The sequence below is a fragment of the Streptomyces sp. NPDC086023 genome (assembly GCF_044540325.1).
Classification (GTDB): domain Bacteria; phylum Actinomycetota; class Actinomycetes; order Streptomycetales; family Streptomycetaceae; genus Streptomyces.
On record NZ_JBITRX010000013.1, the window covers coordinates 197,924 to 211,624 of the forward strand.

The window sequence follows — 13,701 nt, forward strand, 5'->3', positions numbered from 1 at the left end:
GTTGCGCTCATGACCGAGTGGGACCTCAGGAAGCTCCGGATCCTGCGCACGCTCAGCGAGCGGGGGACGGTGACCGCGACGGCCGAGGCGCTGGCGATGACGCCCTCGGCCGTTTCGCAGGCCCTGTCCGGGCTCGCGAAGCAGCTCGGGGTGACGCTGCTGGAGGCGCAGGGACGCCGGGTGCGGCTCACGGATGCCGCGCACCTCGTACTCCGGCACACCGAGGCGGTGTTCGCGCAGCTGGAGCGGGCGGACGCCGAGCTCGCCGGGTACGCGCACGGGGAGGCGGGCGAGGTCCGCGTCGCCGCCTTCTCCACCGCCGTACCGGCCCTCGTGGTCCCCGCGGTGGTGGCACTGCGCCGCTCGCACCCCGCCCTGGAGGTGCGGGTACGGGAGTCCGAGGCGGCCGAGTCGTACGAGCTGCTCTCCTCCGGCGAGGTCGACCTCGCCCTCTCGCTCGCGGCCCACGCCCCCACCGCAGCCGACCCGCGCTTCACCCGCGTACCGCTGCTCGCCGACCCCCTGGACGTGGCGCTGCCGCCGGACCACCCGCTCGCCGGGGCGGCGGCCGGGGAGCTGCGGCTGGCCGACCTGGCGGGGTACCCCTGGATCTTCGGCGGCAGCGGCCCCTGGTCCGAGATCACCCGCGCCGCCTGCGAAGCGGCCGGCTTCGTTCCGGAACAGGCCCACTCGGCGGCCGGCTGGACCGCCATCCTGGCCATGGTCGAGGCGGGCATGGGCGTCGCGCTGATCCCGCGCATGGCCGCCGCCCGCGCCGCGGCCGTCGCCGTCCGGCCCCTCCCGCACGACCGGCCGCGGCGGCACGTCATCGCCGCCACCCGCCGGGGCGCCGACTCCGCCCCCGCCCTGTCCCGCGTCCTGACGGCCCTCCGCGAGGCGGCCGCACCGGACGGACACCCCGCTGCTTGACCCTCGACCTGGTGCAGGCCCCAGGGTCCCGGGTGTGGAGAGCGAGATGCGCACGATCGGCGAGATGGCCCGCGACGGCGGACTGGGCGTGAGCGCCCTGCGGTTCTACGACCGGGCCGGCGTGCTGGTCCCCGCCTGGGTCGACCCCGTGAGCGGCTACCGCTGGTACGGGCCCGAACAGCTCGACGAGGCCCGGCTGCTGGCCCGGCTGCGCCGGGCCGGCATGCCCCTGGCGGACGTCCGGCTCGTCCTGGCCGGCTGGTCCGGCACGGACTCCGGCGTCGTACGGGAGCTGCTGGAGGCCCATCTGCGGCGCCTCGAACGGGGCCTGGCCGACGCGCGCGCCGAGTTCTCCGCGGTCCGAGCACTGCTGGAGCACAGGGAGAACCCCATGACCGCACACCCCGCCACCCTCCGCCTGGCCGTCCCCGCGGCCGGGCTGGCCGCCGCGCTGGACGCCGTCCGCTTCGCGGTAAGCACCGACCCGGACCTGCCGGCGCTGGGCGGCGTCCTGTTCGACGCCGAGGGCGAGCACCTGCACGTGGTGGCCACCGACCGGTACCGGCTGGCCGTCGCCCGCACCGGGGCCACCGGCCACGACGGGCCCCGCACGCAGACCGTCGTACCGGCCCCGCTCGTGGACGCCATGCGCTCCCTGCTGGGCGACGACCCCGCCGAGGCCCGGCTCACCGTGGCCGGCGACCGGGTGACGCTGGAGACGGGCGACCGGCAGACCTCCGGCCGTGCCCTGGCCCGCGACTTCCCCGACTACCGCCGGCTGGCCGGCCTGCCCGAGGGACGCCGCGCGCTCGTCGACGTACCGGCCTTCCGCGCGGCGCTGTCCGCCGGGCCGGTCCGGGCCGGGGACGGCGACACGGGGCGGGACGTCAGCGTGCTCACGGTGTCGGACGGGGCGGTCGCCATCTGCGCGGACGGGGACGACGAACCGGAGCGGGTGGGGGTCGACCGGGGCTTCCTGCTGGACGCGCTGGCCGCCGGCGGCGGTGACGGGCTGATCCTCGAACTCGGTGCCCCCACGGCCCCGGTGGCCCTCCGGCACCCCGACACCGAGCACCGCTACTCACTCCTGATGCCGGTCCGCCTGGACGGCTGATCCCGGGTACGGGTCCCGTGCCGTTGCTTGCCGGGGGTGCGGGTCCTGTGCCGGGTGCGGTTGCTTGCCGGGGGTGCGGGTCCTGTGCTGGGTGCGGGGTCGTGCGTGGTGCGGGTCGTTGCCGCTGCGCGGAGCCGGTTCCCCACCCCGCCCTCCCCCAGACTTCGTCCGGGGGGACCCCCATCCCGAAACTGGGGGCGCTGCCCCCAGACCCCCGCGCCTCAAACGCCGGCGAGGCTGGCATTAGCCCCGAGGGCAGATCCAGCCCCTCCGGCGTTTGAGGAGCTGGGGGTCCCCCCAGCGGTAGCTGGGGGAGGGTACGGGGGCGGAGCCCCCGAAGGGGTCCGGGCGAAGCCCTGGGGGCACCTCCCAGCGGTAGCTGGGGGAGGGACAGCCCCGCAGGGCAAAGACCCGCACCCGGTACCCGCACCGCGCCCTGGCAAGCAACGGCACCCGGCACGGGACCGGCACCGGCAACGGCACCCGGCACGGGACCGGCACCGGCAACGGCACCCGGCACGGGACCCGCACCCGGCACGGGAGCGGCAAGCAACGGCACCCGGCACGGGAGCGGCACGGGGTCGGGGGGAGACGGCCGGTGCCCCGGGCTCGCTGCGGAAGCGGGCCCGGGGCACCGGGAGGTGTCACCAGGGAGCGGCGTCAGGAAGCGGCGGCGGCGTCCGCCGCCTGCGCCTTCAGCGCCCGCTCGACGCCCGAGCGGGACTCGGACACCAGCCGCCGCAGCGCAGCGTTCGGCTCCGCAGAAGCCAGCCACGCGTCCGTCGCGTCCAGCGTCGCCTGCGACACCTGCAGCGACGGGTACAGCCCGACCGCGATCTGCTGCGCGATCTCGTGGCTGCGGCTGTCCCACACGCCCTTGACCGCCGCGAAGAACTTCTCCGTGTAGGGGGCGATGAGCTCACGCTGGTCGGACTGCACGAAGCCGCCGATCACCGCCTCCTGCACCGCGTTCGGCAGGTCGCCGGTCTCCACCACGGAGGCCCACGCCTCCGCCTTGGCCTCGGCGGTCGGCCGCGCCGCGCGGGCCGTGGCCGCGTGCCGCTCGCCCGCCGCGGTCCGGTCCCGCTCCAGCTCGGCCGCGATGGCCTTCTCGTCGGCCCGGCCGGTGGCCGCCAGCCGCTCCAGGAAGGTCCAGCGCAGCTCGGTGTCGACCGCCAGGCCCTCGACGGACTCGGTGCCGTCCAGCAGCGCCGCCAGCAGGTCGAGCTGCTCGTCCGTACGGGCCGTGGCCGCGAACGCCCGCGCCCACGCCAGCTGGTGGTCGCTCCCCGGCTCGGCCGCGCGCAGGTGCTCCAGCGTGGCCTCGGTCCAGGCCGCCAGGCCCGTCTCGCGCCAGGCCGGGTCCGCGTACAGGTCGATCGCCAGCTTCACCTGGCGGTGCAGCGACTGCACCACGCCGATGTCCGACTCCTTGGCGATGCCCGACAGGACCAGCGCCAGGTAGTCGCGGGTGGCCAGCTCGCCGTCGCGGGTCATGTCCCAGGCCGAGGCCCAGCACAGCGCCCGCGGCAGCGAGGCCTCGAAGTCGCCCAGGTGCGCGGTGACGTTGGCCAGCGAGACCTCGTCCAGGCGGACCTTCGCGTACGACAGGTCGTCGTCGTTGAGCAGCACGACGTCCGGGCGGCGGTGCCCCACCAGCTCCGGGACCTCCGTCAGCTCGGCGGCGGCGATGTCCAGCTCGATCCGGCGGTCACGCAGCAGCTTGCCGCTCGCGTCGTCCAGGTCGTAGCAGCCGATCGCGATGCGGTGCGGCCGCAGCACCGGCTCGCCCTGTGCGCCGGCCGGCAGCGCAGGGGCCTCCTGGCGCACCGCGAACGACGTGATCACGCCGTGCTCGTCGGTCTCGATCTCCGGGCGCAGGACGTTGATGCCCGCGGTCTCCAGCCACGCCTTCGACCAGGTCTTCAGGTCGCGGCCGGAGGTCTCCTCCAGCGCGCCCAGCAGGTCGGACAGGCGGGTGTTGCCGAAGGCGTGGGCCTTGAAGTAGGCCTGGACGCCCTTGAAGAACTCGTCCTGGCCGACGTACGCCACGAGCTGCTTGAGCACCGAGGCGCCCTTGGCGTACGTGATGCCGTCGAAGTTGACCAGCACGTCGTCCAGGTCACGGATGTCGGCCATGATCGGGTGCGTCGACGGGAGCTGGTCCTGCCGGTACGCCCAGGTCTTCATGGAGTTCGCGAAGGTGGTCCACGCGTGGGGCCACTTCGAGTCCGGCGCGTAGGCCTGGCAGGCGATCGAGGTGTACGTCGCGAACGACTCGTTCAGCCACAGGTCGTTCCACCACTCCATGGTGACCAGGTCGCCGAACCACATGTGCGCCAGCTCGTGCAGGATCGTCTCGGCCCGCACCTCGTAGGCCGCGTCCGTCACCTTGGAGCGGAAGACGTACTGGTCGCGGATGGTCACCGCGCCCGCGTTCTCCATCGCGCCCGCGTTGAACTCCGGCACGAAGAGCTGGTCGTACTTGGCGAACGGGTAGTCGTACGCGAACTTCTCCTGGAACCAGTCGAAGCCCTGCCGCGTCACCTCGAAGATCGCGTCGGAGTCCAGGAACTCGGCCAGCGACGGACGGCAGTAGATACCCAGCGGCACGCTCTGCCCGTCCTTCTCGTAGGAGCTGTGCACCGAGTGGTACGGGCCGACGATCAGCGCGGTGATGTACGTCGAGATCCGCGGGGTCGGCTCGAAGACCCACACGTTGTCCGCCGGCTCGGGGGTCGGCGAGTTGGAGATGACCGTCCAGCCCTCGGGGGCCTTCACGGTGAACTGGAAGGTCGCCTTCAGGTCGGGCTGCTCGAAGGACGCGAACACGCGGCGGGCGTCCGGCACCTCGAACTGCGTGTAGAGGTAGGCCTGGTCGTCGACCGGGTCGACGAAGCGGTGCAGGCCCTCACCGGTGTTCGTGTACGCGCAGTCGGCGACGACCTTCAGCTCGTTCGGGCCCTCCGCCAGGTGCGGCAGCGAGATGCGGGAGTCCCGGAAGACCGCGGCGACGTCCAGCGACTTCCCGTTCAGGACGACCTCGTGCACGGCCGGCGCGACCAGGTCGATGAAGGTCGTCGCACCCGCCTCGGCGGACGAGAAGCGCACGGTGGTCTCGGACCGGTAGGTCCCGCCCTCCTGGGCGCCGCTCAGGTCGAGACCGATCTCGTACGACTCGACGGTGAGCAGCTCAGCGCGCTGCTGCGCCTCTTCACGGGTCAGGTTCGTGCCAGGCACGCGTTCATCTCCTTCGATGGTGACGTTCCGGGCCATCCTTCCATGCCGTCACACCCGCCCGCCTGCGGTAATCGGCCCGGGCGGACGGACCCCGATCCGCGCGGCCGTCCGTGCCCGCCCGTCCGTGCCCGCCCTTTCGCGAACGCGACGTCGGATTCCCGCCGGACGGCACCAGGCCCGGCGGGCAGGGTGGGGCGCATGGACCACTACACGGCACTTCCCATCCCCCCTGCGGCCCTGCGCGAACTGCGGGACCGCGACGACGCGGGCCGGGCCTGCGTTCCGTACGGCGACCCGGACGGCGGGCAGCCGCTCCGCTGCTGCCTGCGGCGCACCGAGCCCGGCGAGCGGATCGCCCTGGTGTCGTACGCGCCGCTGCGACGCTGGGCGGCGGGGACCGGGGCGGAGCCCGGCGCGTACGACGAGCAGGGGCCCGTCTTCATCCACGCCGAGGACTGCGGGGGACCCGGTCCGGAGGCGGGACGGCCCTTCGCGCGGACCGGGGTGCTGCGCACCGTGCGCCGCTACGACGCGGCGGGGCGCATCGTCGGCGGCCGGCTGGTGGAGCTGGGCGAGGACCCGGACGCCGACCTGGACCGGGCCCTGGCCGGGGCCTTCGCCGACCCGGAGGTCGCGCTGGCGCACGTGCGCGCCGTCGAGTACGGCTGCTTCCTCTTCGAGGTGCGCAGGCCCTGAACGCGAGGGAGGGGCGGCACCGTGACGGTGCCGCCCCTCCCCGGTCGTCGGCAGCGGGGTCAGCCGCGCAGCTCCTCGGCGACCAGCTCCGCGATCTGCACCGCGTTCAGCGCGGCGCCCTTGCGGAGGTTGTCGTTCGACAGGAAGAGCGCCAGGCCGTGCTCGGCGGTCTCGTCCACGCGGATGCGGCCCACGTACGAGACGTCCTTGCCGGCGGCCTGGAGCGGGGTCGGGATCTCCGAGAGCTCGACGCCCGGGGCGTCCTTGAGCAGCTCGTAGGCGCGCTCGACGCTGATCGGGCGGTCGAAGCGGAGGTTGACCTGCAGCGAGTGGCCGGAGAAGACCGGGACGCGTACGCAGGTGCCGGAGACCTTGAGCTCGGGGATCTCCAGGATCTTGCGCGACTCGTTGCGGAGCTTCTGCTCCTCGTCGGTCTCGAAGGAACCGTCGTCGACGATCGAGCCGGCCAGCGGGAGCACGTTGAAGGCGATCGGACGCTTGTAGACGCCGGGCTCCGGGAAGTCGACGGCCCCGCCGTCGTGGGTCAGCTCGGTGGCGTGTTCGGAGACGGCCTTGACCTGGCCGTCCAGCTCGGCGACGCCGGCCAGGCCGGAGCCGGAGACGGCCTGGTAGGTGGTGGCGACCAGCGCGGTCAGCCCGGCCTCGTCGTGGAGCGGGCGCAGCACCGGCATCGCGGCCATGGTGGTGCAGTTCGGGTTGGCGATGATGCCCTTGGGGCGGTTCTTGATCGCGTGCGGGTTCACCTCGGAGACGACCAGCGGGACCTCGGGGTCGCGGCGCCAGGCGGAGGAGTTGTCGATCACGACGGCGCCCTGGGAGGCGACCTTCTCGGCGAGGGCCTTGGAGGTGGCGCCGCCGGCGGAGAAGAGCACGATGTCCAGGCCGGAGTAGTCGGCGGTCGAGGCGTCCTCGATCGTGATCTCCTGGCCCTCCCACTCCAGGGTGGAGCCCGCGGAACGCGCGGAGGCGAACAGGCGGAGCTGGTCCACCGGGAACTTGCGCTCGGCGAGAATCCGGCGCATGACTCCGCCGACCTGACCGGTGGCTCCGACGATTCCGACCCTCACGGTGACTCCTTCTGGTGCTGTGGCGCTGGCTGACCAGCTCCATCATGCGTGCGACCCGGGCAGGCTTGTCCAATCCTTTGTCCGCGATACGGGACGTGTGGCGGACGTCTCGCGGTTCCGGCGGCGCGCGCCGCGCGCCGCCCGGCGGATCCGGGGCTTCTCGCCGCCGAACATGACAGCTCATGACAAATGTGTGGCAGGTGTGTTTCCGGGGCCCTCTACGGGCTTTTCGGGGCAGCGGGAGTGATTACGGTCCGACCAGTCGTGATCGTTTTCCGGACGCGACGCACCGATTTCCGAACTCCACCTGGAAGGATCCGTCGTGCCTGCCCACCGTCAGCGGTCCCGCGCCGCCGCGGCCCTCGTCACCGCCGCGGCCGTCGCCGCCCCGCTCGTCCTGGTCGCCGCCGCCCCGGCCACCGCCCACCCCCGGGACACCACGAAGCTGGCCCGCACCCTCGTCAGGGAGGTCTCCGGCAAGGGCGCCCACCGCCACCTGGCGGAGTTCCAGCGGATCGCCGACGCCCACGGCGGCAACCGCGCCGCGGGCACGCCCGGCCACGCCGCCTCCGCCGCGTACGTCCACCGGACGCTGGAGAAGGCCGGTTACCGGGTCTCGTACCAGGACTTCGACATCTTCGAGGCGAAGACGAAGACCGAGAAGGCCACGGTCCTCACGCCCGAGCTCCGTGAACTGGCCACCGCGGCCTTCACCTTCACGAAGTCCACCCCGGCCGGCGGCCTGACCGCCCCCCTCGCGCTCGCCCGGGTCGACGAGACCCCCGGCTGCGACGCCGCCGACTTCCCGGCGGGCGCCTTCGCCGGGAGGATAGCCCTGGTCAAGCGGGGTGCCTGCACCTTCGTCGAGAAGCAGCGGGCCGCCGCAGCGGCCGGCGCCGTCGGCCTGATCGTCTACAACCACAGCGGCACCACCCCCGTGCGCGGCTCCTTCAGCACCCCCGCCGAGGGCCTGATCCCGAGCGCCGGCATCACCCTGGCCGACGGCGAGGCCCTGACCTCCGCGGCCGCCGGGGGAGAGGTGAAGGTCCGCCTGGAGCTGGACCAGGAGCACGTGCGCAAGACGACCCGCAACGTCATCGCCGAGACCCGCGGCGGCCGCGCCGACCGGGTCGTCACGGTCGGCAGCCACCTGGACTCCGTACCCGAGGGCCCCGGCATCAACGACAACGGCTCCGGCTCCGCCGGCCTGCTGGAGGTCGCCCTCAAGCTGGCCGAGCAGACCCGCAAGGGCCACGGGCAGCCCGTCAACAAGGTCCGCTTCGCCTGGTGGTCGGCCGAGGAGCTGGGCCTGCTGGGATCCGAGCACTACGTCGCGAGCCTCACGGAGAAGCAGCGCAAGGACATCGCGCTGTACCTGAACTTCGACATGATCGCCTCGCCGAACCCGGCGCAGTTCGTCTACGACGGCGACGACTCGGACCGCACCGGCGCGGGCGCCGGCCCGGCCGGCTCGGCACAGGTCGAGGCCCTGATCAACGGCTTCCTCGACAAGCGCGGCAAGGCCCACGAGGGCAGCGACTTCGACGGCCGCTCCGACTACGGCCCGTTCATCGCCACCGGCATCCCGGCCGGCGGCACCTTCACCGGCGCCGAGGGCATCAAGACCGACGCCCAGGCCGCCCGCTACGGCGGCACCGCCGGGCAGCCGTACGACCCGAACTACCACGGGGCCGGCGACACCCTGGAGAACCTGGACCTCAAGGCCTTCGACACCAACGTGGACGTCATCGCCCACGCGGTCGGCACCTACGCCCAGGACCTCCGCTCCCTGGGCAGGTAGGACCCCGGGCCCGAGGGGGGAACGCGGACGGGCGGAAACGGGAAGGGGCGGTGCCCCGCAGAGCACCGCCCCTTCGTCGTGCATCGTTCCGCCGGTGTCAGCGGAGCGCGGTGAGCGTTACGGCAGGACCTTGTCGATCTTGACGTTGCCGATGCCCGCGGCGGTGCCGCGCGCGTTCAGCAGCTGGACCTGGCCGAAGAGGCTGCGGCCCTCGGGGGCCGCGCCGTTGACCTGGACCTGGGCGGAGACCTGGGCGGAACCGCCGTTGGCCACGTCCACCGTCTGCGAGGCGTCCACCAGCACGGAGCCGAGGGCGTCCGAGTAGTACACGTCGCGGTAGTCGTACGCGGTGCCGGCGGCGCCGACCGCGTAGCCGATGACCTTGATCGTGTAGGTGCCCGCGGCCGGGTTGACCAGGCTCACGGCCTCCTCGGAGTCGCCGTCGGCGGCGGAGCCGACCTTCACGCCGTCGCGGTAGACCTCCAGGTCGAGGTCGGCCGAGACGTCGGAGACGTTGCCGATGGCGACGTCCAGGCGGGAGACGCCCGCGCCGATGGTGACCTGGGTGGTCTGGGTCTCACCCTCGGCGATGGTCGGACGCTGCACGTTCGCGGACCCGAGGGCGCCGCCCTTGAGCTTGCCGCCGGTGATGCCCGCGAAGGAGTTCTTCACGGTCCACTGGACCGGCGCCGGGGTGCCGACCTTGACCTCGGGCAGCTCCTTGACCGCGGGGTCGAAGTCCGCGCCCAGGACGCTGACGTCCAGCTTGTACGGGTTGTCGAGCAGCGGCGACGTGCGGCGCGACTCGACCTCGATCTCCCAGACGCCCGGCTGCGGGTTCGGGTACGAACGCAGGTCGGGGCGGCAGGTGTTGGCCGGGTTGTTGTAGTTCGGGTAGCACATGGTCGTCGCGCTCGGGTCGAGTGCGACACCGTACGGGTGCAGCGCGATGAAGCGCGTCTGGCTGCCCTCGGCCAGGCCGCTCAGGGCGACCTCAAGGGTCTTGGCGCCCTGCGGGACCGTCACGAAGTACGACTTGTGGCTGTTGCGCTGCACCGAGGAGGCGGCGGAGAGGGCGAAGCCCGGCTTCACCAGGTCGGACGCGACCACGACGGTCGACAGGACCTGCTTGTCGATGCCCTCGGTGGACTCGTCGTCCAGCTCCAGGATCGCGCTGTGCACGCCGGCGGTCTTGGGGGCGGCCTGGACCTTCACGGTGACCGGCTTGTTCAGCGGCAGCGTGATGTAGTCGTAGTCCGTCAGCGCCTTGAAGGTGCCGTCGTTGTACTTCCAGCTCAGGTTGTGGCGCACGCCCCACTTCGGGCCCGTGGTACGGGTGATCGTGACGTCGTACGTCTTCTTCTTGCCGGCCTTGAGGCCGCCCTCGCGGTCGTACACGCCGGTGCCGAAGCCCGGGGTCTTCAGCAGCTGGTCGATCGCGGTGTCGACCGGCGCCTTGACGGTGTAGTCGTGGGCCTTCGCGCCGCGCTGGATCGAGTCCCACGCGCCGACGATGTCGATCAGGCCCGCGCCCTGCTCGTGCGCCTGGTAGCCGGCGATCTTCTTCGCCGTGCTGGTGAGCGCGGTGCGCAGGGTGGCCGGGGTGAGCGCGACGCCCTCCTGCTTGGCGGCCGAGATCAGCAGCGCCGAGGCGCCCGCGGCCTGCGGGGAGGACATCGAGGTGCCCTGGAGCATGCCGTAGCCGGCCGGGAGGGCGTAGCCCGCCTCGGCGACCGGGGCACCCGGCAGCCAGGTCTGGATGGTGTTGATCGAGGCACCGGGGGCGGTGATGGTCGGCGTGAAGCCGCCGTCCTCACGCGGACCGCGCGAGGAGAACGGGAACATCGCGTACTTCTTCTCCACCACGGAGCCGTAGTTGGCGGCCCAGGTCTCCTTGGAGACCGCGGCGCCGACCGAGATGACCTTGTCGGCCAGGCCCGGGTCGCCGATGGTGTTGATGCCGGGGCCGGAGTTGCCCGCGGAGATCACCAGCTGGACGCCGTAGGTGTCGATCAGGCGGCCGTAGAGCTCGGCACGCGCGTTGTTGCCGTCGTTCAGCGCCGGCAGGCCGCCGATGGACATGTTGACGATGTCCACGCCGCGGTTGACGACGAGGTCGATCATGCCCTCGGTCAGCGCGACGTTGGTGCAGCCGCCGCTCCAGGAGCAGGCGCGCGAGGAGACGATCTTGGCGCCGGGGGCGGCACCGTTCATCTTGCCGCCGAACAGGCTGTTCGCAGCGGTGATGCCCGCGACGTGGGTGCCGTGCTCGGACTCGATGATGCCGATGTTGACGAAGTCGGCCTTCTTGCCGACCCAGTCCCCGCCCAGCGGGTCCATCGGGACGTCCTTGCGGATCTCGATCACGAACGGGATGCGCTCGGCGACCTCGGTGGCCGGGTTGTCCGTACCGAAGTAGCCGATCTGGAAGCCGTCCTTGTACGGCTTCATCGGCTCGTTGTTCGTGAAGTCGAAGTCCTGGTCGGTGTCGACGCGGACGGTCCCGGCGGCCGGGTCGTACAGCATGCCGAACCGGTCGGTGGTGTCGCCGTCGCGGTTGACGTCGCCCGCCATGTCACCGGTGGCCGTGATCGACTCGGTGAAGCGGCTCCACTGGAAGCTGCCCTCGGGGGCCTTCCAGGTCGCGCCGCCGATGGTGAACGCGGCACCGGTGACCGGGGTGATCTGGGCGCGCCACGTGCCGTCGGCGTCCGTGAGCGGGTCGGTCGCGGTGACCCAGTCGACGATCTTGCGCTCGCCGGTGGTGGTCTTCTGCAGGGCCGGGTGGCCCAGGTCGACGCCGGAGTCCAGGACGCCGATGGTCACGCCGCGGCCGTCGGCCTGCGGGTGGGCCTTCACGAAGTCCACCGCGCCCGTCTCGAAGGACGGGTTGTACGGGTTCTTCGCCGGGGTCTCCTTGCCGGGCGCCGGGTAGCTGCCGCTGGTCGCACCAGCGGCCCCCGACTTGCGGTCCCCGGCAGGGGTGGGGTCGTCGAGCTTGATCTCGTGCTTGACGTCGATCCCGTGGACCGAGGAGAGCTTGGCGGCGGCGTCGACGGCCGCCTTCGCCTTGCCGGCGGGCAGCGTGGCGCGCACGTAGCCCAGCTTGTCGTCGGCACGGCCGACGGAGGCGCCCTGCACCGCGTCGAGCTGGCCGGCGACCTGCTCGGTGGCGCCCGGGGCGGTGGCGACCATGACGGTGACGGTCTTCTCGCCCTTGGCCACGGCGTCGGCGATCAGCTCGGCGTCGGCGGAGCCGAGCTTCTCGTCGGCGGACTTGGCCGGAGCGGAGGACGCCGGGTCGTCGGCGGTGACCGCCGCGAACGCCGGGACGGGTCCCGTCGCCGCGAGCGCGGCCACCAGGCCCGCGGCGGCCGCGATGCGCGCGGCGCGTCTCGGGCCGGATATGGAGCTAGGGGATTCGAGGGTCATCAGCATCCCTGCATAAGTGAAAGAAACGGTCCGGATTTCGGTGCCGGATGACCGGTCAGCTTTGCGCAAGGGAGTGCTGTTTGGGGAGTGTTGTTATTGACGCGTGCCCGTCATGGCGGAGACCCGCCACGGCGCCCGATGCGTCAGGCGGAACGTACCGGGAGGAAACCGGACGATCCCAAGGGCCGTGGCAGGCCTTGAATGTCGACTTGTCTACGGGCTAATGATCCCGTGAGCGGGCGTAGTGACGGGACGCCTTGGCGCGGTTTCCGCAGGCAGTCATGGAGCACCAGCGCCGCGTGCCGTTCCGTGAGGTGTCGAAGAAGTGCAGCACGCAGGCCTCGTGGGCGCACTTCCTGATGCGGTCCGGGGCGGTGTCCAGAAGGTCCAGATAGTTCCGTGCCGCGAGCCAGGCCGGAGCCCAGGAGCGGTCGTCGAACTCGGGGCGCTCGCCGGGGCCTTCCGGGTCCAGGGTGAGCCGGACCCGGCCGTGCTCCAGGACCGCGTCGACGACCTCCCGGGCCTTCGGGTCCCCGTGGTCCTCGACCACCCGGGCGAGGGCCTCGCGGGCGGTCAGCAGGTGGATCAGGGTCGGCGCGTCCGCCCGGAACGGGGCCGACAGGCCCTCCGTCGCCAGGCCGTTGGCCGACATCCAGACGTCCAGCCCCTCCAGCCGCGTCAGGCCGGCCGCCCCCGCGAAGAGGTCCTGGAGCTCGCCCTCGTGCATCCATCGCGTGTTCAGCAGGTCCAGTGCGAGCGGCTCGCCGGTGAGCGGGCGCGGGTCCGCGGTCGGGGTCATCCCTGTCTCCTCCTCTGGCTAACCACTCAAGGGTAGGTCACCGGTTGACGCCTGCCGGTCTAACCCCTAAAGTCATTTTCAGAGGTTAGAAATGAAGCGACAGGGCAAGGCAACGAGAGAGGGGGCAGCCATGTCGGCTGTCAGCACGCTGAGCACCGGCCACATCGGCCTGAACGTCACCGAGCTGGAGCGCTCGCTCGGCTTCTACCGCGACACGCTGGGCTTCCGGCTGCTGGGCGAGGGCAAGGAGGAGGGGCGCCGCTTCGCCTTCCTCGGCCAGGACGGCGCGCTGGTCCTCACGCTGTGGCAGCAGGCCGAGGGGGCGTACGCCCCGGCCGCCGCGGGCCTGCACCACCTGGCCTTCACGGCCGGGTCCGTCGAGGAGGTCCGCGCGTTCGAGGAGCGGCTGCGCGCCGCCGGCGTCGACTTCGCGTACGACGGGATCGTGGCCCACGGCGAGGGCGCCGCCTCCGGGGGCATCTTCTTCCACGACCCCGACGGGACCCGCCTGGAGATCTCCGTCCCGGCCGGTGCCGAGGACGCCCCCGCGCCCTCCGGAGCCGCTCCCACCTGCGGCTTCTTCTAGGAACCCGGGAGACCG

General features: G+C 72.5%; 9 protein-coding genes. 5 read left to right on the top strand and 4 right to left on the bottom strand.

The window, feature by feature from the left end; translation table 11 throughout:
- Positions 1-9 precede the first annotated feature (9 nt).
- Complete coding sequence (locus tag ACIF6F_RS25165) at positions 10-930, top strand: LysR family transcriptional regulator (protein ID WP_399950622.1); 921 nt, start codon at positions 10-12, stop codon at positions 928-930.
- A gap of 46 nt (positions 931-976) precedes the next feature.
- The gene (locus tag ACIF6F_RS25170) at positions 977-2,044 is read left to right on the top strand and encodes a MerR family transcriptional regulator (RefSeq protein ID WP_399950625.1); all 1,068 of its coding nucleotides are present in this window, start codon (positions 977-979) and stop codon (positions 2,042-2,044) included.
- Between the two features lie 660 nt (positions 2,045-2,704).
- Here ACIF6F_RS25170 and pepN read toward each other — a convergent pair.
- Complete coding sequence (pepN, locus tag ACIF6F_RS25175; protein ID WP_399950628.1) at positions 2,705-5,284, bottom strand: aminopeptidase N; 2,580 nt, start codon at positions 5,282-5,284, stop codon at positions 2,705-2,707.
- A 198-nt stretch (positions 5,285-5,482) separates the two neighbouring features.
- On the opposite strand from pepN, the gene ACIF6F_RS25180 reads away from it, so the two are divergent.
- Complete coding sequence (locus ACIF6F_RS25180) at positions 5,483-5,980, top strand: DUF1203 domain-containing protein (protein WP_399950631.1); 498 nt, start codon at positions 5,483-5,485, stop codon at positions 5,978-5,980.
- A 59-nt stretch (positions 5,981-6,039) separates the two neighbouring features.
- Here ACIF6F_RS25180 and ACIF6F_RS25185 read toward each other — a convergent pair whose 3' ends face one another.
- Positions 6,040-7,068, bottom strand: a complete 1,029-nt coding sequence (locus ACIF6F_RS25185) for an aspartate-semialdehyde dehydrogenase (protein ID WP_399950634.1) — start codon at positions 7,066-7,068, stop codon at positions 6,040-6,042.
- A gap of 322 nt (positions 7,069-7,390) precedes the next feature.
- Between ACIF6F_RS25185 and ACIF6F_RS25190 the strand changes: the two genes are divergently transcribed.
- Complete coding sequence (locus tag ACIF6F_RS25190) at positions 7,391-8,869, top strand: M28 family metallopeptidase (protein WP_399950637.1); 1,479 nt, start codon at positions 7,391-7,393, stop codon at positions 8,867-8,869.
- A 117-nt stretch (positions 8,870-8,986) separates the two neighbouring features.
- On the opposite strand, the gene ACIF6F_RS25195 is transcribed toward ACIF6F_RS25190, so the two are convergent.
- The gene (locus tag ACIF6F_RS25195; protein WP_399950640.1) at positions 8,987-12,301 is read right to left on the bottom strand and encodes a S8 family serine peptidase; all 3,315 of its coding nucleotides are present in this window, start codon (positions 12,299-12,301) and stop codon (positions 8,987-8,989) included.
- 220 nt (positions 12,302-12,521) lie between these two features.
- Positions 12,522-13,100: a CGNR zinc finger domain-containing protein gene (locus ACIF6F_RS25200; RefSeq protein WP_399950643.1), complete on the bottom strand. Its 579-nt coding sequence runs from the start codon at positions 13,098-13,100 to the stop codon at positions 12,522-12,524.
- Positions 13,101-13,230: 130 nt separating this feature from the next.
- Here ACIF6F_RS25200 and ACIF6F_RS25205 point away from each other — a divergent pair, with 130 nt between their 5' ends.
- Positions 13,231-13,686 carry a VOC family protein gene (locus ACIF6F_RS25205; protein WP_399950646.1) on the top strand — a complete coding sequence of 152 codons (456 nt, stop codon included), beginning with the start codon at positions 13,231-13,233 and terminating at the stop codon, positions 13,684-13,686.
- Positions 13,687-13,701 lie beyond the last annotated feature (15 nt).

What these genes read in the sequence shown, in the direction of transcription:
- ACIF6F_RS25165 (WP_399950622.1), top strand. Translation starts at nt 10, where the DNA reads ATGACCGAGTGGGACCTCAGGAAGCTCCGGATCCTGCGCACGCTCAGC.
- ACIF6F_RS25170 (WP_399950625.1), top strand. Translation starts at nt 977, where the DNA reads ATGCGCACGATCGGCGAGATGGCCCGCGACGGCGGACTGGGCGTGAGC.
- ACIF6F_RS25195 (WP_399950640.1), bottom strand. Translation starts at nt 12,301, where the DNA reads ATGACCCTCGAATCCCCTAGCTCCATATCCGGCCCGAGACGCGCCGCG.
- ACIF6F_RS25205 (WP_399950646.1), top strand. Translation starts at nt 13,231, where the DNA reads ATGTCGGCTGTCAGCACGCTGAGCACCGGCCACATCGGCCTGAACGTC.
- ACIF6F_RS25200 (WP_399950643.1), bottom strand. Translation starts at nt 13,100, where the DNA reads ATGACCCCGACCGCGGACCCGCGCCCGCTCACCGGCGAGCCGCTCGCA.
- ACIF6F_RS25180 (WP_399950631.1), top strand. Translation starts at nt 5,483, where the DNA reads ATGGACCACTACACGGCACTTCCCATCCCCCCTGCGGCCCTGCGCGAA.